This window comes from Ruegeria marina (genome assembly GCF_900101475.1).
GTDB classification, from domain to species: domain Bacteria; phylum Pseudomonadota; class Alphaproteobacteria; order Rhodobacterales; family Rhodobacteraceae; genus Ruegeria_B; species Ruegeria_B marina.
Window position 1 is genome coordinate 72,255 of the sequence record NZ_FMZV01000004.1, and the last position, 19,602, is coordinate 91,856.

Below are 19,602 nucleotides of genomic sequence, written 5' to 3' on the forward strand. Positions count from 1 at the left end.
CGCGCTGCTAGGCTCTCGCGCGAGCCAAGGCCAAGCAAAGGAAACCCCATGTCACTCGACGCTGTTCTGGGCCGTATCGACGCGGACCTGCCCGCCGCGATCAACCGGCTGATGGAGCTGATCCGAATCCCCTCGATTTCGACCGACCCGGCCTATGCGGCCGAGTGCGACCGCGCCGCCGACTGGCTGGTCGCCGATCTGGCCAGCATCGGCATCGCGGCCGAAAAGCGCGTCACCCCCGGCCGCCCAATGGTGGTGGGCCATGTCGCGGCCGACCGCCCGGATGCGCCGCATGTGCTGTTCTACGGCCATTACGATGTGCAGCCGGTCGACCCGCTGAACCTGTGGACCAGCCCGCCGTTCGACCCGGTGATCGAAGATACCGCCAACGGCAAGGTGATCCGAGGCCGTGGCTCGTCGGATGACAAGGGCCAGCTGATGACCTTTGTCGAGGCCTGCCGCGCCTGGAAGGCGGTGCATGGCTCCCTGCCCTGCCGGATCACATTCTTCTTCGAAGGTGAAGAGGAATCGGGTTCGCCCTCGCTGGTGCCCTTCCTCAAGGCGCATGCTGACGAGCTCAAGGCCGATATCGCGCTGGTCTGCGACACCTCGATGGTGGCCCGTGGCGTGCCGTCGATCGCGGCGCAGCTGCGCGGCATGCTCAAGGATGAATTCACCATCGTCGGCCCCCGCATCGACCTGCATTCGGGCCATTACGGCGGCCCCGGCCTGAACCCGCTGCGCGAACTGTCGCGCATCGTCACCTCGTTCTACGACCAGGACACCGGCCGCGTCGCGGTCGAAGGCTTCTACGAGGGTGTGCACGAGGTCCCCGCCGACCAGCTGCGCCAATGGCAGGACTGCGGTTTCGACGAGCAGGACTACCTTTCCTCGGTCGGCTACTCGCAGGCGCATGGCGAAAAAGCCTATTCCACGCTGGAACAGCAATGGGCGCGCCCCACGCTCGAGGTCAACGGGCTGTGGGGCGGCTACAACGGCGCCGGGTCGAAAACCGTGATCCCCAGCAAGGCGCATTGCAAGATCACCTGCCGCCTGGTGGGCGACCAGGACCCCGACAAGCTGCGCGTGGCGATCCGCAAACATGTCGAAGACCGCCTCAGCCCCGACGCCAAGGTGATCTGGGACAACGACCTCGAAGGGTCCAAGGCCTCGGTGATGAATATCGCCCGCCCCGAGATGGAGGCCGCCCGCGGCGCGCTCTCCGACGAATGGGGCCGCGAGGCGGTGTTCACCGGCATGGGCGGTTCGATCCCGGTGGTCGGCTACTTCAAGTCGATCCTGGGGCTCGATTCGATGCTGGTGGGCTATGCCAACGAAGACGATGCGATCCACTCGCCGAACGAGAAATACGACGTCCAGAGCTTCCACAAGGGCATCCGCTCCTGGGCGCGCATCCTGGATGCACTGACGGCGAAGTAAATGACCGCCGGCCGGGCCTCAGGCCCGGTCGGCCCCGGCAAACCGGTCGGGCAGCTTGTAAAGCTCCTCGTATTCCGGCCGATGGAAATGCCACAGCCCGTCGCCGCGCTGTTCCCAGGTCGCGTGCATCACCTGGCGCACATGCTCCAGATCGAAACTCTCATCCACCGGCCGGGCTTCGAATGCGGCGAACACCGCGTCATCGTTGCGGCCCTCGGCGAACCATTTCGGATTGGTGCGAACGGCGCCGCCGGCGGCCACTTCCTTCTGTTTCTCGATGAATGCGTTTCGGCGATTTAGCGTTTCGACATAAAGCCCATAGTCGCAATACTTCATGTGGAACATGTAGAGAAATTCGGGCATGTTCAGCTTTTCATACTCGGCATAATGCCCGCCCCGGCCGATCTTGGCCGGACGCGACACGATACAGGGCTTGGCATAGTGCAGCGCCACCTGGGCATGCATCCGCGGCCCGAGAATTCCGGCCCCGATGTCGTCCTTCTCGCGATCACGGAGATGCACGATCTCGAGCCCCATCGCGGTATAGACCGTGCGTCCGGGCGCCTTGTCCAGCCATGTCCGCAGATTCATTCCCGTTGCGGGATCCACCACCACGAACTCGTCCACGTCACAGACCAGAACATGCTTGTACCACTGACGCAGCGCGTTCTTCAGGTAATTCTTGGTGCGCCAGTGCAGCATGGTGAACTGGCTGGTCTCGATTGCGGGCACCGGGAAGATGTTGCACCCCTGCGCCAGTTCACGCACCAGAGGTTCATCGCCGTGGCTGATGATGTAGAGGTTGTTTCGCCCGAACAGCCCGCCGTAATACTGCACGAACCGCGTCAGGAAATAGGCATCGTCCCGACAGATCGTCAGAACGGCCGTATTCGCATCCACCTTCACCTTGAAAACCCCTGCCCGTTTTCATTGCCGATACAGGAAAAGCAAAGCTTCAGGCAAGAGCGGGGAACGCCGTGGTGGCGTCGTTCCTTGTTTTTGGCAGGAGATGAATGGCGCGGTTGACGGGGCTCGAACCCGCGACCCCCGGCGTGACAGGCCGGTACTCTAACCGACTGAGCTACAACCGCGCATCTATGTCGCCCTCCGAGCCGGTCCAGTTCCCCTGGAAAGGTCAGGCAGTGGCGCGGTTGACGGGGCTCGAACCCGCGACCCCCGGCGTGACAGGCCGGTACTCTAACCGACTGAGCTACAACCGCGCGCTGCGTGATATGGCGTTCCCTGCGGAACGTTTGGGTGTATTATGGCCCTGCTCCGGTATCGTCAAGCAGGTTTCGCAATTTTTTCGCCTGCGCCCGGAAAATTGTCCTGGAACGCCCAGCACACCCTGCGTGCAGAAACTGGGTTTCCACAGATTTCGTCCGTGAAAACAGGGCCTTCCACACCATTGATGCGCCTGTAGAAACGACGTGCCGATGCGTTCTCGTCCAATACCTCCAACCACATGCACCCAAAGGCCCGGCGGCGCAACTCCTCTGCCACCGCACGGATCAGCGCTTCGCCCAGACCGGTTCCGCGCGCCTTGGCGTCAACATGCAGGCTTTCGACCAGCGGTCCTTCGGGGTGGTCAGGGCGGACAAGGACAAAACCAGCAACTGCACCGGCAACCATCAGGATGTCGTCCTCCGGCGGCATTGCCGCCCAGCGCATGTCCATTTCATGCTCCACCGGCGCGCCCAGAAAATCGGCCGGAAGCACGCCCGCGTATGAGGCGCGCCAATTGGTCAGATGCAGCGCCCGGATAGCAGGCAGATCGGCGGGTTTGGCGGGTCGGATGGTCATTTGTCACCGCCTGCCACTTTCTCAGCGCGCGGGCAAGGGCGTGAATTCCCGGTCGTCTCCCGGCGGCAACCGGAACCGCCCATGCGCCCAGTCACCCGCGCGCCAGGCTTCCTTGGCGGCCTCGATACGGTCCTTGCTGGTCGCCACGAAGTTCCACCAGATATGCCGCGGACCAGCCATCGTGGCGCCCCCCAACAGCATCAGCCGCGCGCCCTGCGGGCCGGCCCGCAGGCTCAGCCTGTCACCGGGGCGAAAAACCATCATCCGGCCCGCCTCGAAAACCTGTCCCGCAACCTCGACCGATCCGTCGAGCACATAAGCCCCCCTGTCCTCGTGATTGTCCGGCAACGGAATGGCCGCGCCGGGCTCCAGCTTTGCGTCGACATAAAACATTTCGGACGTCGTGCTGACCGGTGCCGAGGTGCCCCAAGCATCGCCCAGAATCAGGCGCACCTGCTTGCCCTCCGCTTCCAGCAGCGGCAACGCCGAGGCAGGCGTGTGCTCGAAGGAGGCCGGCGCCTCCTCCAGCTGTTCAGGCAGCGCAACCCAGGTCTGGATACCGAACATCGATAGCGGCGCGCGGCGCGCCTCTCCGTCGGTGCGCTCGGAATGGGTAACACCATTGCCGGCCACCATCCAGTTCACCGCCCCCGGTTCGATCCATTGGTCGGTACCAAGGCTGTCGCGATGATGCAGCCGACCCTTGTAGAGATAGGTGACGGTCGCCAAACCGATATGAGGATGCGGACGCACGTCGATGCCCTGCCCCGTCAGGAATTCGGCGGGCCCCATCTGGTCGAAGAAAATGAACGGCCCGACCATCTGCCGACGCGGCGCCGGAAGCGCCCTTCGAACTTCGAAACCACCCAGATCGCGCGCCCTGGGCACGATGACGGTTTCAATCGCGTCAACTGCATCGCCGATCGGCACATGCGCGTCCAGCAGCGGGTTCCAGCTCATGACGTGTCCTCCAGATCTCTGACCTTGTCAAAAGCTAGTTCAGCCTGGCGCATTTTCAAATTCGCACAAAGTCAGAACCAGTGTTCAAATGTGAACAAATCAAGGACGGGCGGGCTGAATGGCGGGCGTGGCCATCGGCGTCAGCATCGACCTGCGCAGGCTGATCAACCACGGGATGACAAGCTCATGGCTACAGGCGCGCCCCTTGCCGCATTCTCATCCGGCGTCCCGATACCGCCTTCTGTGCTGCTGGTTGCCCACGCCGTGCCCGCACAGCGGCTCTTTAACCGGCTGCGGCTGCCCGGCCTGCCGCCAAGGCAGGTGATGGCCCTCGCTCTGGCGAGCATCATGATCTTTCCGCAGATTACGCTTTGGCTGCCGGATCATGTCCTCAGCAAGCAACGCCTGTCTGATGCCCCGAATCCGGACTAGTGTGAACCATGCCATGGGAATCAGGCACGAAGCGACGTTCGGCTCCGTGGCGGGGATCATGCCGGTCTCCGGTGACCAGGAGGTGATCACCTTGATGAACTATTGCCAATACGGGCTGGCCGCCTCGATCGGGAGCCGAGACACCGCCCGCGCCACGGCCATCGTCCCGGTGGCTGAAAACGGGCACCCTGTTCATGAACCGCTGCGATCTCCTCGACCCTGCCCTGTACTGGACCGGCTACAAGGATGCCGGCTGCGGCGCGGGCCTGTCAGTGCCCGGCTTTCACGCCTTGTCCTGTCCCAGCTCCTACCAACTGAAAAAGGCATACGCCCATGAAACTCTTTGGCAACTGGTCCTATCCCACTGCGGTCCGCTTTGGCGCGGGGCGGATCTCCGAGATCGCCGAGGCCTGCAAGGCCGCCGGGATCACCAGACCGCTGCTGGTCACCGACAAGGGGCTGGCCACGATGGAGATCACCACCCGCACGCTCGACCTGATGGAGGCCGCGGGCCTGGGCCGGGCGATGTTCTCGGATGTCGATCCCAACCCGACCGACCGCAATGTCGCGGCCGGGCTCAAGGTCTATCGCGACGGCGGGTACGATGGCGTCGTGGCCTTTGGCGGCGGTTCGGGGCTGGACCTGGGCAAGACTCTGGCCTTCATGGCCGGGCAGACCCGCCCCTTGTGGGATTTCGAGGATATCGGCGACTGGTGGAGCCGCGCCGACCCTGCGGGTATCCATCCGATCGTGGCTGTGCCCACGACCGCCGGAACCGGGTCGGAGGTCGGCCGCGCGGGCGTGATCACCAATTCGGAAACCTATGAGAAAAAGATAATCTTCCACCCGCTGATGCTGCCCAAGGTGGTGATCTGCGACCCGGAACTGACGGTCGGCATGCCGAAATTCATCACCGCCGGCACCGGGCTCGACGCCTTTGCCCATTGTGTCGAGGCCTATTGCTCGCCGCATTACCACCCGATGAGCCAGGGCATCGCGCTTGAAGGCATGCGGCTGGTCAAGGACTACCTGCCCCGCGCCTATGCCGATGGCACCGACCTAGAGGCGCGCGCGCATATGATGTCGGCCGCCGCCATGGGCGCCACCGCCTTCCAGAAGGGGCTGGGCGCCATCCATGCGCTGTCGCACCCGATTGGCGCGCATTACCACACCCATCATGGCACCACCAATGCGGTCTGCATGCCCGCCGTGCTGCAATTCAACCGCCCCGCAGTTGAAGGCGTGCTGGCGCAGGCCGCCGCCTATCTGGGCATCGCGGGCGGCTTTGACGGGTTCGCGGCCTATGTCGACGATCTGAACACCGCGCTCGGCATCCCAAGAACCCTGACCGAATTGGGCGTCAAGGATCCGGATCTCGACATCCTGGTGCGCGACGCGCTCAACGATCCCTCGACCAGCGGCAACCCTGTCCAGATGACTGCCGGAAACACCCGCAGGCTGTTCGAGGCGCTGCTTTGATCCGGCCGGCCCGAGGCGGTATGCCCCCGCATCCGTACGGGCCTTGCCCTTCCCCGGGCCACACGATTCCGTCCTTTGAATCAAGGGCCTTTACCTGATTCAGCCTGTCATTTATGATCCGTGCCAGAGAGCGCGAAAAGCGCCGGCGCAGCCATGCGCATCAGGCAAAGGAGCAGGATCATGAAATTCCGCGCGGCAGCGGCGGCATTGGCCATCGGACTCGGGCCGACGGACCTTTCGGCACAGGGTTTGGTCGGCGCGAATGTCGACGTCAACCATTACCAGTTCACCAGCAAATCAAGGGGCGCGCGCCAGGCGCTGCAAGGCTCGTTCGAGCTTGCACTGGGCACTTCCGTCTCGACCCAGCTGGACCTTGGCTATTACAAGTTCGACCAGATCGGCGGCAGCGGCCGCAGCGCCACCCTGCACGGCATCTACCAATTCGGGTATGGCGGTGCGGTGGGCGGCTTCTGGGGCACCGAGGATGGGGCCGGCATCGACCGGAATTTCTACGGGCTCGAAGGCGCCTATGACTTCACCACCTTTCGGGTCGAGGGCTATTTCACCCGCGGTCGGGTCCAGGGCGCCAATGCCACCCTGCTCGGCGGCAAGATCAGCAGCGACGTCGGTGGCGGGCCCCTCAGCCTGAATGCCAGCGTGGACTACATGAACAACAAGGTCGGTTCGGACACGACCCGCATGGCCATTGGCGCGGATTATGGCCTGGGCAGCGGTGTCAACCTTTACGGTGAACTCGGTACCGGCAACGCCCGCGTGGCCAATTTCAGCAGCAACGACGCTTTTGTCGGTGTTGGCTTGCGGTTCGATCTGGGCGACCGCCCCGGCACCACTTTCGGCCGCCGCGCATTGCTCGACCGGCTTCCCGGTTTCTGACAACGCCGATCACGTGGCACTCCCCTCGCGGACCACATCGGGGAATCGCACGGTGTTGGTTGAAAGACAGGCTTCATCCCGTTGTTTAAAATGCAAAAACCGCCAGGTTTTCCCCTGGCGGCTTGCTAATCTGGTGGGTGATAAGAGATTTGAACTCCTGACATCTTCGATGTGAACGAAGCGCTCTACCACTGAGCTAATCACCCGTGAGGCTGGCTTGTAGCGTCACTCGGCAGGCTCTGCAAGGGGGTCTTGGCCAAGTTTTTCGACCGGCGTCCCGTCCTGCGTGCTGCGCCGCAGCTTGCAGACAATCACCTGGCCATTGCCCTTTTCATTGGTTCGATTGACCTTGAGCTTGCCAAACGGCGAAAGGTTCAGGCTGCGCCCCTCCGAGATCGCCTCGCCAAGAATGGCCAGCATCGCCTCGACGGCCGGCTTGGCGAATTTCTTCTTCACCTCCGACCGGGCGACAACAAGGTCGATCAATTCGCGTTTCCGAAGTTCGTTGTCATCGTCGGCACTGTCCGTATCTGCGTCTTCGGCATCCATTTCGGCATGCGCCGCCACGCTCAGCACCTCGGGTAGCGGCTTGTTCAACTCTTCCGCCAAATCCTCGGCCTTGACCTCGGATGCCAGCGCAGTCGCTTTTCGGGTGCTACGAGAGGTGGTCTTGCGGGTCGTGCTGGGGGCCCGCGTGGTGCGTTTTGCCATGATCTTGCCTCTGGATCCTGTTTTCAACAGCATACTTCACTGTTTCCAGTCTTTCCACATTGCTCGAAGAATTAGTTGAGATCCGGGCCCCCGGATACATCGAAGGCGGGCATTTCTGCCCGCCTCTGGAATTTTTCGACCTTGGCCATCCTGTTCAGCGTCAATGCGCGGTTGCCGAAGCTCCCTCGCCGGTCGATGGCGCGGCTTTTGACGATGCGGCTTCTTCCTCGGCCGCCTCGTCCCATTCCACCGGCTCGGGCTGCCGCGCCAAGGCCAGCTTCAGAACCTCGGACACATGCGCGACCGGGATGATCTCCAGCCCTTCCTTCACATTGTCCGGAATCTCCGGCAGGTCCTTTGCGTTCTCGGCCGGGATCAGAACCGTCTTCACGCCGCCGCGCAGGGCCGCCAGCAGCTTCTCCTTGAGCCCGCCAATCGCCAGAACATTGCCGCGCAGGGTGACCTCGCCGGTCATGGCGATATCCTTGCGCACCGGGATCTGGGTCAGGACTGACACGATCGACGTCACCATCGCGATACCGGCGCTGGGGCCGTCCTTGGGCGTCGCGCCCTCGGGGACGTGCACGTGGATGTCCCAGCGGTCCAGCCGCGGCGGTTTCACCCCGATCGACGGCGCGATCGAGCGCACATAGGATGCCGCAGCGTCGATCGATTCCTTCATCACCTCGCCCAGCTTGCCGGTGGTCTTCATCCGGCCCTTGCCCGGAAGGCGCAGCGCCTCGATCGACAGCAGGTCGCCGCCAACGCTGGTCCAGGCCAGCCCGGTCACCACGCCCACCTGGTCATCCTTTTCCGCCAGCCCGAACTTGAACCGCCGCACGCCCAGGAAATCCTCCAGGTTCGCCGGGGTCACCTCGACCCGTTCGGCGGATTTCTTGAGGATCCTGGTCAGCGCCTTGCGGCAGATCTTGGCAATCTCGCGCTCCAGGTTCCGCACGCCCGCTTCGCGGGTGTAGTAGCGGATGATGTCGGTCAGCGCCGGCTCGGTCAGCACGAACTCCTTCGCCTTCAGACCATGGTTCTTGGTCTGCTTGGGCAGCAGGTGACGATGCGCGATCTCGCGCTTTTCATCCTCGGTGTAACCGGCAAGCGGAATGATCTCCATCCGGTCCAGAAGCGGCCCGGGCATGTTGTAGCTGTTGGACGTGGTCAGGAACATCACGTTCGACAGGTCGTATTCCACTTCCATGTAGTGGTCGACGAAGGTGCTGTTCTGTTCCGGATCCAGAACCTCCAGCATGGCGCTGGCCGGGTCGCCCCGGAAATCCTGCCCCATCTTGTCGATCTCATCGAGCAGGATCAGCGGATTGGTGGTCTTGGCCTTCTTCAGCGACTGGATGATCTTGCCCGGCATCGAGCCGATATAGGTCCGGCGGTGGCCGCGGATCTCGCTCTCGTCGCGCACCCCGCCCAGGCTGATGCGGATGAACTCGCGCCCGGTCGCCTTGGCGACAGACTTGCCCAGGCTGGTCTTGCCCACGCCCGGCGGGCCGACAAGGCACAGGATCGGGCCTTTCAGCTTCTGGCTGCGCTGCTGCACCGCCAGGTATTCTACGATCCGCTCCTTGACCTTCTCCAGACCATAGTGATCGGCGTCCAGCACCTCTTCGGCGCGGCCCAGGTCCTTCTTGACCCGGCTCTTGACGCCCCACGGGATCGACAGCAGCCAGTCGAGATAGTTGCGCACCACCGTGGCCTCGGCCGACATGGGCGACATGTTCTTGAGCTTCTTCAGCTCTGCGTCGGCCTTTTCGCGCGCTTCCTTCGACAGTTTGGTCGCGGCGATCTTCTCTTCGAGTTCGGCGATCTCACCGGCGCCCTCGTCGCCGTCGCCCAGCTCGCGCTGGATCGCCTTCATCTGTTCGTTCAGATAATATTCGCGCTGGGTCTTCTCCATCTGGGACTTGACCCGCGTCTTGATCTTCTTCTCGACCTGCAGGACGCTCATTTCGCCCTGCATCAGGCCATAGACCTTCTCCAGCCGCTCACTGATCGAAAGCGTCTCGAGCAAATCCTGTTTCTGGCCCACATCAATACCCAGATGGCCCGCCACCAGATCGGCCAGCTTGGCCGGTTCGGTGGTTTCGCCAACCGCCGCCAGCGCTTCTTCGGGGATGTTCTTGCGTACCTTGGCATAGCGCTCGAATTCGTCGCCCACGGTACGGATCAACGCCTGCGTCGTGGTCACGTCGCCGGGGATCTCGCTGAGCAGTTCGGCGCGCGCCTCGAAGAATTCGTCGTTGTCCAGGAAATCGGTGATCTTCACCCGTGCCTGCCCCTCGACCAGCACCTTGACAGTGCCGTCGGGCAGTTTCAGCAGCTGCAGCACATTGGCCAGCACGCCGGTGCGATAGATACCGTCGGTGCCAGGATCGTCCACGCCGGGGTCGATCTGGCTTGACAGCAGGATCTGCTTGTCGTCCTGCATCACCTCCTCCAGCGCGCGAACCGATTTTTCGCGGCCCACGAACAGCGGCACGATCATGTGGGGAAATACCACGATATCGCGCAGCGGCAGGACGGGGTAAGAGGCGTTCAGAGGCTCTTGCATGCTATATCCTTGTCTTTGGCAAGATGGCACCGGTCCCTCTCATAGGCGACCCCCGGCCATCTCCTGTCTCGGGCTACAAAGGTGGTGCGGATCCCCGCCGATTTCAACCTTGCAAACGGTTTGTTGCCGATCAGCATGACGCGAGTGCCGGGTGACCGCAAGGGCGCAAAACCCGACCATGGCGATTTCCTGCGGGACGGCGGGCGGGGCGACCTGCGAACGCAGGAGCGCCGAACCGCCGTCACAGCGGCTCGATATCCCCCACGGCCCGCCGCGCGTGGAAATCGGCCTCCCATTCGACGAACCTCCCGGCCGCGATCGCATCCCGCATGCCGGCCATGATCTCCTGGAAATAATGCAGATTGTGCCAGGTAAGCAGCATCGAGCTGATGATCTCCTGGCTGCGGAACACGTGGTGCAGATAGGCGCGCGAGTAGCCGCGGCAGGCCGGACAGGTACATTCCTCGTCCAGCGGGCGCGGGTCGTCCATGTGGCGGGCATTCTTGATGTTGAGCACCCCGTGGCGGGTGAAAACCTGCCCCGTCCGGCCCGAGCGCGACGGCAGTACGCAATCCATCATGTCGATGCCGCGCTTGACCGCGCCGACGATATCGTCGGGCTTGCCCACGCCCATCAGGTAGCGCGGCTTGTCCTCGGGCAGGAAACCGGGCGCATAATCGAGACAGTCGAACATGGCCGCCTGCCCCTCGCCCACCGCCAGCCCGCCCACCGCGTAGCCTTCGAAGCCGATCGCCTTCAGCGCCGCGGCGCTCTCCTCGCGCAGATCCTGCTCCAGCCCGCCCTGCATGATCCCGAACAGCGCGTGCCCCGGCCGGTCGCCAAAGGCATCGCGCGAACGCTCGGCCCAGCGCATGCTCAGCCGCATGCTCTCGGCGATCCGGTCCCGGTCAGCGGGCAGCGCCGGGCATTCGTCGAAACACATCACGATGTCGCTGCCCAAGAGCCGCTGGATCTCCATCGAGCGTTCCGGCGTCAGCTCGTGCTTGGACCCGTCGATATGGGATTTGAACGTTACCCCCTTCTCGGTCAGCTTCCTCAGCCCCGCCAGCGACATCACCTGGAACCCGCCGCTGTCGGTCAGGATCGGGCGGTCCCAGTTCATGAACTTATGCAAGCCGCCCAACCGGTCGATCCGTTCCGCCGTCGGGCGCAGCATCAGGTGATAGGTATTGCCCAGCAGGATATCGGCCCCGGTGGCGCGCACGCTTTCGGGCATCATCGCCTTGACGGTCGCCGCCGTTCCCACCGGCATGAAGGCCGGCGTGCGCACCGCGCCGCGGGGGGTATGGATCAGCCCCGTGCGCGCCTTGCCGTCGGTGGCCTGCAAATCGAAAGAAAACCGTTCGGTCATGTCCGCCCTCGCTGTCATCGCCCTGCCTTTGCCGGAACTCGGCTTCAGGTGCAAGCGTTCAGGGTCATGGCTCCCTGACCGAAAGACCTCGGCTGATCACGAACCCTTCCTGCAACTCTCCGTTGACATCGACGTAGAGCACACGGCTGTATTCCGACCCCCATTGAACGATCTGCACCACCTTGCCGCAGGCAATCGCCCCCAGTCGGGCCGACTGCTTCTGCGGGCCCGCCCTTACCACCAGGCCGGTCGGCTCGACAACTTGGACCTTCAGTCCCTCAGCCAGTTCCTCGACCGGTTCCTCGGCCAGTTCCGGTCGGCCCTCCGGATCGGGAGAGTTTTCCGGTCTCGGCGGCGCCGTGATTACCGGCGGTCCAGACGACTCCACGTCCGAGGCGACAGGCCGGGAGGGCGGAGCGGCTACCGTTGTCTGACCGACACCCGAACCCGGTCGAGGCCCGCTGTCCGTGTTGCGGTCCCATGCCAGTACCGCACCGGTATAGATGCCCGCCACGGCCGCAAGCAGGAATATAGCATCCCTGACCTTCGTTCCGAACCGTCGAAGCCGGGACTTTTCCTTTTCCTGCTGCGCATTGACGATATTGACGATGATCCTCGGGTTGAAGACGAATGGCGCTCCGGGTTGGCTGGCCTTCTGCAAAGCCGCCTGGATTGCCTCCAATTGGCGGTTTATTTCCTCTTGCGCGGCCTGCGACCGTTCCACCGTTTTCAGGGCCTCGTCGATCTCGCGGCGCAGGATGGCCCCTCTGTCAACGCCGCGCATCTCTGGCGCGGACGGCCCCTCTCCGACACCACCGGAAGGTCCCCCTCCCGAAGGTCCGTCTCCTTCATACTCCGTCGACGGGACAAGCACGGGCTCCCCGACGGCTTCCCGCACCCTCGAGACCGCCCGGTGCACCAGAACCGAACCGCCGTGCCGCAACCGGGCAAGCAAGCGCAGCACTCTCGCACCCGCCGGAAGCGCAACCGGACGGGGCTGCCAGAAATACTCGAAAAACATCGCCTCTGTCTCACGAAACGCCCCGGCGGCGACATCGGACGAAAGATCACCGCAAGCCGTCAGGGCGGGAACGAAAGGCAATCGGCTATGCAGGTATTCGAGCAGATCTGCGGGCAAATAGTTTGACATGGATTTCGTTTGGGCCTGTAGAATGCGATGAAATGAAGAGCGACTTATGCAACCCAGAGTAACTTCCATCTTTCTTCCTGTCTCGCGGAACCTGCGACGGTCACGGGCGACAGCGGCATTTCCCGCGCGGCACACAAGGAACAAACCATGACCGAAGACCAATTCATCGGGCTCATCGCCCAGAACATCGTCTATCTTGCCGCGGCGATCTTCATCATCGTGGTCATTCTGAAGGGCATCCGCATCGTGCCGCAGTCCGAGAAATTCGTGGTCGAACGCTTCGGCAGGCTGCATGCGGTGCTGGGACCGGGCATCAATTTCATCGTGCCTTTCCTCGACGTTGTCCGCCACAAGATATCGATCCTCGAACGGCAATTGCCCACCGCAAGCCAGGACGCGATCACCAAGGACAACGTGCTGGTGCAGGTCGACACATCGGTGTTCTACCGGATCACCGACCCCGAAAAGACGGTCTATCGCATCCGCGATGTGGACGGGGCGATTTCCACCACCGTGGCCGGCATCGTGCGCGCCGAGATCGGCAAGATGGACCTGGACGAGGTGCAATCGAACCGGGCGCAACTGATTTCCACCATCAAGGCCTCGGTCGAGGATGCGGTCGACAACTGGGGGATCGAGGTCACCCGGGCCGAGATCCTTGACGTCAATCTCGACCAGGCCACCCGTGACGCCATGCTGCAACAGCTGAACGCCGAACGTGAACGCCGCGCCCAGGTGACCAAGGCCGAAGGCGCCAAACGCGCCGTTGAACTCAATGCCGATGCCGAGCTCTATGCCGCCGAGCAGACCGCCAAGGCCCGCCGCATCCAGGCCGAGGCCGAAGCCTATGCGACCGAGGTTGTCGCCCGCGCCATCGCCGCGCACGGGCTGGAGGCGGCACAATACCAGGTTGCCCTGAAACAGGTCGAGGCGCTGAACGCACTTGGCAACGGCGCGGGCAAGCAGACCATCGTGCTGCCGGCCAACGCGCTCGAAGCCTTCGGCGACGCCTTCAAGCTGCTGAAGGGGGGCAAGTGATGCCGCTCTGGTCCATCTGGTGGCTCTGGATCGCGGCCGCGCTGGTGCTGGGAGTGGTCGAGATGCTGCTGCCCGGTTTCATCTTCCTGGGCTTCGCCATCGGCGCGGCCCTCACCGGCCTGCTGCTGCTGGTCCTCACCCCGTCGCTGCCGGTGCTGCTCTTGATCTTCGCCGCCCTGTCGCTGGTCGCCTGGCTGGCCCTGCGCAGGACATTCGCCCTGCCGCATGGGCAGGTGAAACGCTTCAAGGGCGACATCAACGAATAAGGGCTTTCGGGAAAACCGCGCGGCGCCGATACACGAGCGTACTGCCGTCATACTGGCAGTCCTTCGTGCTTCGGAGACTACCCGAGATGTCGGCGCGTTCAGTTGTCAGTCCAAATGCAATGAAACCGGGCAGCCCCCGCAGATCAGCCCCTGGCCCAGCGGTGCAGCACATCGCCGCCAGCGTCCATGGTCTCGATCAACCGGAACCTGGGCGCTTCGGACAGCCGCTCCAGGCCCAGCGTCCCGATTGCCGGCAAACCTTCGGCCCCGATGGAGAGCCCGGCGGTAAAGCCGACCAGTTCATCGACCAGATCTTCGGCCAGAAGCGAAGCGGCCAGCGCCGACCCGCCTTCGCAGAACACCCGTGTCAGCCCGCGCGCGCCGAGTTGCTGCATCAGGTCCAGGGCATCGATCTGCATGCCTGAAACGGCACAGGAAACCAGTTCGGCCCCAGTGCTTTTCCAGGCACGCGCGCGGTCCGGATCGACCCCGGTCCCATGACACAGCCACACCGGAACCTGCCGTGCCGTCCGGGCAAGCTGGCTCATCAGCGGCAGGTCGAGATAGCGAGACACGACCACCCGCACCGGCTGCCGCTCGATGCCAAGATCGCGCACGGTCAAAGACGGATCATCCGCCCGCGCAGTACCGGCGCCAACCATCACCGCGTCGTGCCGCGCCCGCATGGAATGCACGAGCTTTCGCGCATAACCGCCTGTTATCCATTTGCTTTCACCTGAGGCGGTTGCGATGCGTCCGTCGAAACTCGACGCCATTTTCAAGGTGAGCCAAGGCCGGCCGTGTTCCGTTTTCAGGAAGAAACCCGCCAGATCGCGGGCTGCCTCGTCGGCCAGAACGCCGGTCGTGACCGCCACCCCGGCCGCGCGCAGCAATGCAAACCCCTTGCCCGCAACCCGCGGATCACTGTCCTCGACCGCCGCGACCACCCGCGCCACACCTGCCGAGATCAGCGCCTCCGCACAGGGGGGCGTCTTGCCATGATGCGCACAGGGTTCCAGCGTGACATAGGCGGTTGCGCCACGCGCCGCGGCACCGGCCTGGGCCAGCGCCACCGTCTCGGCATGTGGCCGGCCGCCGGCCTGGGTCCAGCCGCGCCCCACGATCCGCCCGCCGGACACGATAAGGCAGCCCACCGCCGGGTTCGGCCAGCAAGCCCCAAGCTCCCGCCTGCCAAGAGACAGGGCGAGAGCCATGAAACGTTCGTCAGAGACCGTCACTCTTCAGTGGGCGGGCTGGGCGGGCGCAGTTCATGGACGAACTCCTCGAAATCATCTGCAGCCTGGAAGTTCTTGTAAACGCTTGCAAAACGCACGTATGCGACAGTGTCGATCCGGGCCAGCGCCTCCATCACGATCTCGCCGATCTTCTTCGACGGGATATCGGTCTCGCCCATGCTTTCCAGCCGCCGCACGATGCCCGAGATCATCTGATCGATGCGCTCGGGATCAATCGGACGTTTCTGCATCGAGATGCGGATCGAGCGTTCCAGCTTGTCGCGGTCGAAATCCTCGCGCTTGCCGCTGGTCTTGATCACCACGAGATCGCGCAGCTGGACCCGTTCATAGGTGGTGAATCGTCCTCCGCAGGCCGGACAGAACCGTCGCCTGCGAATGGATACGTGGTCTTCCGCAGGACGCGAGTCCTTGACCTGTGTGTCGATATTTCCGCAAAACGGGCAGCGCATCCGCCGTCTCCTCGTCCCTTGTTCCGCCTCTTGCGCGAGCGCTTCGGCCCACTTATCCACAACTATAGGGCCTATGCTAGGGTTTGGGTAGTGGAGATTTGCATACGCAAGATACAGGCCTGCGATCCAAATCTAGAACACCATCGGCAACGCAAGATGCAAAGGGTCGCGACTCTAGCCGAAATGGGCGGCCACCTTGCGCCGATGCGGGGCATTTCGGTGCTCGACAAGATAGATTCCCTGCCAGGTGCCCAGCATCGGCACCCCGCCCTGCACCGGAAGCCCCAATGACACCGGCATCAGCGCGGCCTTGATATGCGCCGGCATGTCATCCGGCCCTTCGTAGGTATGGCGCAGATAAGACATGGACGGATGATCGGACGGCGGCACCAGTCGCTCGAAAAACGCGGTCAGGTCGGTCTGCACCTCGGGATCTGCATTCTCCTGCATCAGCAGCGAACACGAAGTGTGGCGCACCATGAGCGTCAGCAGCCCGTCGCCCTGTCCCGCCAGCCAGCGGCGAATATCGGTGGTGAACTCATAGAGGCCGGGACCGGTGGTCTGGATCAAGAATTCGGTCAGCATTTCCAATGCACCCCGCAGAGGCCGGCAGCCAAAATCCTCAGAACCATACCGGTGTCGGGTCGCAATAGCCATTAGCCTGATTGACCGACATGTTGTCGCCCACTTTCAGGCCCACCCGAATACTGGTCAGATCGTTTTCCAAAGGGGTTATGCCAGCCGCCTGAGGCGACATGGTGAACTGCACCGCGGTCTTTCGGCCGGTGGTCACGCTCGGGCCGCGCCCGCGGGCAATATAGATACGGTCGTTCCAGCCCGCACCCAGCGCGCGGCGCGCATATTCCGAGGCCGCACACCAGAAATCGCCCGTCCGCTGACGGCCGCGCGGCACCACTTCGAACACAACCCCGTCAACATCCAGCACCCTGGCGCCAATGCGTGTGGTCAGCGCATCGGCCGGTACCGAAAGACCGATCAGGGTTGCCGTGGCCAAGAGCAAGGCAGTCCGGTTCATTGCTTCGTTCCTTTGTGGTCGTGCCAAAGTGTGATTACAGCCAGCCGTATCCGCAACCGGATTCGGACAATGAAGGCCCCTTCCCAGCGGTTTTCAGCTTGGTTCGCCCCGGCAATGCTAAAACGGCCGGGGCGGCACGGGGTCGGGTACGGCCACGAGACGGTCAGACGCTGGATAGCATGCCCTTCTCTCGGGCCAGTTCGCGCATGCGCTTTTGCAGTTTCTCAAAGGCACGCACCTCGATCTGACGGATGCGTTCGCGGCTGACATTGTACTGCGTGCTCAAGTCTTCCAGCGTAACCGCCTGATCCATCAGGCGGCGCTGGGTAAGCACATCCTTTTCACGGTCGTTCAACACTTCGAGCGCCGAGGCCAGCAACTCGCGCCGAGCCTCCATCTCGTCACGTTCCTCGTAATCGGTGGCCTGGTCGGCATCCTCGTCCTCGAGCCAGTCCTGCCACTGCATCGAGCCTTCGCCTTCGGCGCCCACTGTCGCGTTCAGCGAGGCATCGCCACCGGACATCCGCCGGTTCATGCTGATCACGTCATCTTCGCTGACGCCCAGGTCATGTGCGATCTGACGCACGTTGTCGGGGTGCAGGTCACCCTCTTCCAGCGCACCGATCTTGGCCTTGGCCTTGCGCAGGTTGAAGAACAGTTTCTTTTGCGCGCTGGTTGTACCCAGCTTCACCAGAGACCAGGAGCGCAGGATATATTCCTGAATCGCAGCACGGATCCACCACATGGCATAGGTCGCCAGGCGGAACCCCTTCTCCGGGTCGAACCGCTTGACCGCCTGCATCAGACCGACGTTGGCCTCGGAAATCACCTCGGCCTGCGGCAGGCCATAGCCGCGATAGCCCATGGCGATCTTGGCCGCCAGGCGCAGGTGGCTGGTGACCATCTTGTGCGCGGCCTCGGCATCCTGTTCCTCGACCCAGCGCTTGGCCAGCATGTATTCCTCTTCCGGCTCCAGCAGCGGAAACTTGCGGATTTCCTGCATGTAGCGGTTCAACCCGCCTTCGGGCGTGGGCGCCGGGAGATTTGCGTAATTCGCCATCGTCAATGTCCCTCCCAAATGTTTAAGGACTTAACATAGGATATGGGTCACCTATACAGCCCATTCAAGTGTTAATCGGTACAGTCACGATATTAAGCTAAGATTAAGAAAATGTGAGACCTTGCCCATCACCTTGCCGTGCGGATTGTTTCACCGTCGGCGCAGGGTGTCGAGCAGCATTTCCAGATCCTGTGGCAGCGGAGATGAGAACCGCATCCGAGCGCCGGTTACCGGGTGTTCGAATCCCAGCTCCGCGGCATGCAGCGCCTGGCGCGGGAACCCGGCCACCGCCTCAACGGCCTCGGGCGTCAGGGCACGCTCTGAAAGTTTGCGCCGCCCGCCATAGACCGGGTCGCCCACAAGGCCGTGGCCTGCATGGGCCATGTGCACGCGGATCTGATGTGTCCGGCCGGTTTCCAGCCAGCAGTCGATCAACGAGACAGCGGCCGGGTCGCCAAAACTCTCGATCACCCGCGCGCGCGTCACCGCGTGACGGCCACCATGGAACACCACCGCCTGTTTCTGGCGATCATGCGGGTGCCGGGCCAGTTGCGTGGTCAGGCGCAGCACGTTGCCCGGCTCAAAACTGGCGCCCTTGACTCCGCGCAGGCGGGGGTCGCTGCCGTCGGGCACACCGTAGCACAGCGCGGAATAATGGCGCTCGACGCTATGCGCCTCGAACTGGGCAGCCAGACCGTGATGCGCGGCATCGCTCTTGGCCACTACAAGCAGCCCGCTGGTGTCCTTGTCGATCCGGTGAACGATTCCGGGCCGTTTGACCCCACCCACCCCGGACAGCGCCGCACCGCAGTGATGCAGGAGCGCGTTGACCAGCGTACCTGAGGGCGTGCCAGGTGCGGGATGCACCACCAGCCCTGCGGGCTTGTCGATGACGATCAGGTCGTCATCCTCGTAGACCACATCGAGCGCGATGGCTTCGGGGGCGATATGGCTTTCGTCTGCCTCTTCGACCGCGATCCGGACCCGTGCGCCTTCCTCGACCCGCGCCTTGGGGTCGATGACCACCTGCCCGTCGACCGACACCGCGCCCTCTCCGATCAGCCGCGCCAGCCGGGTTCGGGACAGTGCGGCTTCGTCTGGTACATCGCGGGAAAGCGCCTTATCAAGGCGGGGCGGCGGTGCCGCCGCGATGTCGAATTCCACGATGCGGGTGCCCATGAACGTCCCTTCCGATTCCGAGATACCGCAGGAAACCCCGCAACTGAAACTGCTACGGCGTATGGTCATGACACTGACCGCGGTGATGATTGGCGGGGTTCTATTGACATTCGCGCTGATTGTCATCCGCCTGAGCGACAGAACCCCGACCTTGCCGGACGAGGTCGACCTGCCCGACGGTGCAAGCGCGCTTGCCGTCACCATCGGCGCGAACTGGTACGCGGTTGTCACCGATGACAACCGCATCCTGATCTTTGACAAGACCACCGGCAAATTGCGCCAGTCAGTATCGCTGGATCCCGATACGCAGGACTAGGTCTCTATACTTTCGTATAGGCATTCTATTCACTTGATATTTGGTATCCCGTGAAACCGTTTGTTACGGTTTGTCCAGCGAAACATCGCCACTCACGAAGTGTCAGGTCCGCAATGGGGAATGTTGCGGACCTGTCCGTTTGGGGATGCCCCCGGATTCTCAAGAAATTCGATGTGTGCCGTGCCGCCA

Annotated in this window: 21 protein-coding genes and 3 tRNA genes; 8 read left to right on the forward strand and 16 right to left on the reverse strand. The window is 63.1% G+C overall.

Annotated features, from left to right (window positions below; all coding sequences use genetic code 11):
- The first annotated feature begins 48 nt into the window (after positions 1-48).
- Complete coding sequence (locus tag BLT75_RS07030) at positions 49-1,440, forward strand: M20/M25/M40 family metallo-hydrolase (RefSeq protein ID WP_093029209.1); 1,392 nt, start codon at positions 49-51, stop codon at positions 1,438-1,440.
- Between the two features lie 18 nt (positions 1,441-1,458).
- Here BLT75_RS07030 and BLT75_RS07035 read toward each other — a convergent pair whose 3' ends face one another.
- From BLT75_RS07035 to BLT75_RS07055, 5 genes are all read right to left on the reverse strand, one after another.
- Entirely contained in the window at positions 1,459-2,346 is an 888-nt protein-coding gene (locus tag BLT75_RS07035) for a glycosyltransferase family 2 protein (RefSeq protein ID WP_093029211.1), read from the reverse strand.
- 108 nt (positions 2,347-2,454) lie between these two features.
- Positions 2,455-2,531: transfer RNA gene (locus BLT75_RS07040), tRNA-Asp, on the reverse strand.
- 52 nt (positions 2,532-2,583) lie between these two features.
- Positions 2,584-2,660: transfer RNA gene (locus tag BLT75_RS07045), tRNA-Asp, on the reverse strand.
- 64 nt (positions 2,661-2,724) lie between these two features.
- On the reverse strand, positions 2,725-3,243 hold the full coding sequence (locus BLT75_RS07050) for a GNAT family N-acetyltransferase (protein WP_093029213.1): 519 nt from the start codon (positions 3,241-3,243) through the stop codon (positions 2,725-2,727).
- Between the two features lie 21 nt (positions 3,244-3,264).
- A complete protein-coding gene (locus BLT75_RS07055) occupies positions 3,265-4,203 on the reverse strand; it encodes a pirin family protein (protein WP_093029215.1) in 939 nt (312 codons plus the stop codon).
- A 186-nt stretch (positions 4,204-4,389) separates the two neighbouring features.
- Here BLT75_RS07055 and BLT75_RS24040 point away from each other — a divergent pair, with 186 nt between their 5' ends.
- The 4 genes from BLT75_RS24040 to BLT75_RS07070 all read left to right on the forward strand — a co-directional run bounded on the left by BLT75_RS24040 (position 4,390) and on the right by BLT75_RS07070 (position 7,008).
- Positions 4,390-4,635: a hypothetical protein gene (locus BLT75_RS24040; RefSeq protein WP_143028525.1), complete on the forward strand. Its 246-nt coding sequence runs from the start codon at positions 4,390-4,392 to the stop codon at positions 4,633-4,635.
- A 13-nt stretch (positions 4,636-4,648) separates the two neighbouring features.
- On the forward strand, positions 4,649-4,972 hold the full coding sequence (locus tag BLT75_RS25240) for an aldehyde dehydrogenase family protein (RefSeq protein WP_425441124.1): 324 nt from the start codon (positions 4,649-4,651) through the stop codon (positions 4,970-4,972).
- Complete coding sequence (locus tag BLT75_RS07065; RefSeq protein WP_093029219.1) at positions 4,969-6,114, forward strand: iron-containing alcohol dehydrogenase; 1,146 nt, start codon at positions 4,969-4,971, stop codon at positions 6,112-6,114. Before BLT75_RS25240 ends, BLT75_RS07065 begins: the two co-directional genes overlap by 4 nt.
- 180 nt (positions 6,115-6,294) lie before the next feature.
- Entirely contained in the window at positions 6,295-7,008 is a 714-nt protein-coding gene (locus BLT75_RS07070) for a porin (RefSeq protein ID WP_093029221.1), read from the forward strand.
- 131 nt (positions 7,009-7,139) lie between these two features.
- On the opposite strand, the gene BLT75_RS07075 is transcribed toward BLT75_RS07070, so the two are convergent.
- The 5 genes from BLT75_RS07075 to BLT75_RS07095 all read right to left on the reverse strand — a co-directional run bounded on the left by BLT75_RS07075 (position 7,140) and on the right by BLT75_RS07095 (position 12,813).
- Positions 7,140-7,214 (reverse strand) — tRNA-Val (locus BLT75_RS07075).
- Positions 7,215-7,233: 19 nt separating this feature from the next.
- Complete coding sequence (locus BLT75_RS07080; RefSeq protein ID WP_245706408.1) at positions 7,234-7,719, reverse strand: HU family DNA-binding protein; 486 nt, start codon at positions 7,717-7,719, stop codon at positions 7,234-7,236.
- Positions 7,720-7,879: 160 nt separating this feature from the next.
- Positions 7,880-10,291: an endopeptidase La gene (gene lon / locus BLT75_RS07085; protein ID WP_093029223.1), complete on the reverse strand. Its 2,412-nt coding sequence runs from the start codon at positions 10,289-10,291 to the stop codon at positions 7,880-7,882.
- 241 nt (positions 10,292-10,532) lie between these two features.
- Positions 10,533-11,663 (reverse strand): tRNA guanosine(34) transglycosylase Tgt, encoded by a 1,131-nt coding sequence (gene tgt / locus BLT75_RS07090; protein ID WP_093029225.1) that lies wholly within the window; start codon positions 11,661-11,663, stop codon positions 10,533-10,535.
- 64 nt (positions 11,664-11,727) lie between these two features.
- Positions 11,728-12,813 (reverse strand): SH3 domain-containing protein, encoded by a 1,086-nt coding sequence (locus tag BLT75_RS07095; protein ID WP_093029227.1) that lies wholly within the window; start codon positions 12,811-12,813, stop codon positions 11,728-11,730.
- A gap of 147 nt (positions 12,814-12,960) precedes the next feature.
- Here BLT75_RS07095 and BLT75_RS07100 point away from each other — a divergent pair, with 147 nt between their 5' ends.
- Together BLT75_RS07100 and BLT75_RS07105 are read left to right on the forward strand one after the other, a co-directional pair.
- On the forward strand, positions 12,961-13,851 hold the full coding sequence (locus BLT75_RS07100; RefSeq protein WP_093029229.1) for an SPFH domain-containing protein: 891 nt from the start codon (positions 12,961-12,963) through the stop codon (positions 13,849-13,851).
- Entirely contained in the window at positions 13,851-14,117 is a 267-nt protein-coding gene (locus BLT75_RS07105; protein WP_093029231.1) for an NfeD family protein, read from the forward strand. Before BLT75_RS07100 ends, BLT75_RS07105 begins: the two co-directional genes overlap by 1 nt.
- A 143-nt stretch (positions 14,118-14,260) precedes the next feature.
- On the opposite strand, the gene ribD is transcribed toward BLT75_RS07105, so the two are convergent.
- From ribD to BLT75_RS07135, 6 genes are all read right to left on the reverse strand, one after another.
- A complete protein-coding gene (ribD, locus tag BLT75_RS07110; RefSeq protein ID WP_281243129.1) occupies positions 14,261-15,355 on the reverse strand; it encodes a bifunctional diaminohydroxyphosphoribosylaminopyrimidine deaminase/5-amino-6-(5-phosphoribosylamino)uracil reductase RibD in 1,095 nt (364 codons plus the stop codon).
- The gene (gene nrdR, locus BLT75_RS07115; RefSeq protein ID WP_093029233.1) at positions 15,352-15,822 is read right to left on the reverse strand and encodes a transcriptional regulator NrdR; all 471 of its coding nucleotides are present in this window, start codon (positions 15,820-15,822) and stop codon (positions 15,352-15,354) included. Before nrdR ends, ribD begins: the two co-directional genes overlap by 4 nt.
- A 174-nt stretch (positions 15,823-15,996) precedes the next feature.
- Positions 15,997-16,407 (reverse strand): secondary thiamine-phosphate synthase enzyme YjbQ, encoded by a 411-nt coding sequence (locus BLT75_RS07120; protein ID WP_093029235.1) that lies wholly within the window; start codon positions 16,405-16,407, stop codon positions 15,997-15,999.
- 37 nt (positions 16,408-16,444) lie between these two features.
- A complete protein-coding gene (locus BLT75_RS07125; RefSeq protein WP_093029237.1) occupies positions 16,445-16,858 on the reverse strand; it encodes a hypothetical protein in 414 nt (137 codons plus the stop codon).
- 163 nt (positions 16,859-17,021) lie between these two features.
- Entirely contained in the window at positions 17,022-17,918 is an 897-nt protein-coding gene (rpoH, locus tag BLT75_RS07130; protein WP_093029240.1) for an RNA polymerase sigma factor RpoH, read from the reverse strand.
- Positions 17,919-18,068: 150 nt separating this feature from the next.
- A complete protein-coding gene (locus BLT75_RS07135) occupies positions 18,069-19,097 on the reverse strand; it encodes an RluA family pseudouridine synthase (protein WP_093029242.1) in 1,029 nt (342 codons plus the stop codon).
- Here BLT75_RS07135 and BLT75_RS07140 point away from each other — a divergent pair.
- Positions 19,096-19,413 carry a DUF6476 family protein gene (locus BLT75_RS07140; protein ID WP_093029244.1) on the forward strand — a complete coding sequence of 106 codons (318 nt, stop codon included), beginning with the start codon at positions 19,096-19,098 and terminating at the stop codon, positions 19,411-19,413. The genes BLT75_RS07135 and BLT75_RS07140 overlap by 2 nt on opposite strands.
- Positions 19,414-19,602: the final 189 nt, after the last annotated feature.

Bases quoted from the DNA above. Each gene is read 5' to 3' on its own strand.
- BLT75_RS07100 (WP_093029229.1), top strand. From the start codon at position 12,961: ATGACCGAAGACCAATTCATCGGGCTCATCGCCCAGAACATCGTCTAT.
- BLT75_RS07095 (WP_093029227.1), bottom strand. From the start codon at position 12,813: ATGTCAAACTATTTGCCCGCAGATCTGCTCGAATACCTGCATAGCCGA.
- BLT75_RS07050 (WP_093029213.1), bottom strand. From the start codon at position 3,243: ATGACCATCCGACCCGCCAAACCCGCCGATCTGCCTGCTATCCGGGCG.
- BLT75_RS07105 (WP_093029231.1), top strand. From the start codon at position 13,851: ATGCCGCTCTGGTCCATCTGGTGGCTCTGGATCGCGGCCGCGCTGGTG.
- nrdR (WP_093029233.1), bottom strand. From the start codon at position 15,822: ATGCGCTGCCCGTTTTGCGGAAATATCGACACACAGGTCAAGGACTCG.
- BLT75_RS07135 (WP_093029242.1), bottom strand. From the start codon at position 19,097: ATGGGCACCCGCATCGTGGAATTCGACATCGCGGCGGCACCGCCGCCC.
- BLT75_RS07070 (WP_093029221.1), top strand. From the start codon at position 6,295: ATGAAATTCCGCGCGGCAGCGGCGGCATTGGCCATCGGACTCGGGCCG.
- BLT75_RS07030 (WP_093029209.1), top strand. From the start codon at position 49: ATGTCACTCGACGCTGTTCTGGGCCGTATCGACGCGGACCTGCCCGCC.
- BLT75_RS07125 (WP_093029237.1), bottom strand. From the start codon at position 16,858: ATGAACCGGACTGCCTTGCTCTTGGCCACGGCAACCCTGATCGGTCTT.
- BLT75_RS24040 (WP_143028525.1), top strand. From the start codon at position 4,390: ATGGCTACAGGCGCGCCCCTTGCCGCATTCTCATCCGGCGTCCCGATA.
- BLT75_RS07080 (WP_245706408.1), bottom strand. From the start codon at position 7,719: ATGGCAAAACGCACCACGCGGGCCCCCAGCACGACCCGCAAGACCACC.
- BLT75_RS07065 (WP_093029219.1), top strand. From the start codon at position 4,969: ATGAAACTCTTTGGCAACTGGTCCTATCCCACTGCGGTCCGCTTTGGC.
- tgt (WP_093029225.1), bottom strand. From the start codon at position 11,663: ATGACCGAACGGTTTTCTTTCGATTTGCAGGCCACCGACGGCAAGGCG.
- BLT75_RS25240 (WP_425441124.1), top strand. From the start codon at position 4,649: ATGGGAATCAGGCACGAAGCGACGTTCGGCTCCGTGGCGGGGATCATG.
- BLT75_RS07140 (WP_093029244.1), top strand. From the start codon at position 19,096: ATGAACGTCCCTTCCGATTCCGAGATACCGCAGGAAACCCCGCAACTG.
- BLT75_RS07120 (WP_093029235.1), bottom strand. From the start codon at position 16,407: ATGCTGACCGAATTCTTGATCCAGACCACCGGTCCCGGCCTCTATGAG.
- BLT75_RS07055 (WP_093029215.1), bottom strand. From the start codon at position 4,203: ATGAGCTGGAACCCGCTGCTGGACGCGCATGTGCCGATCGGCGATGCA.
- rpoH (WP_093029240.1), bottom strand. From the start codon at position 17,918: ATGGCGAATTACGCAAATCTCCCGGCGCCCACGCCCGAAGGCGGGTTG.
- lon (WP_093029223.1), bottom strand. From the start codon at position 10,291: ATGCAAGAGCCTCTGAACGCCTCTTACCCCGTCCTGCCGCTGCGCGAT.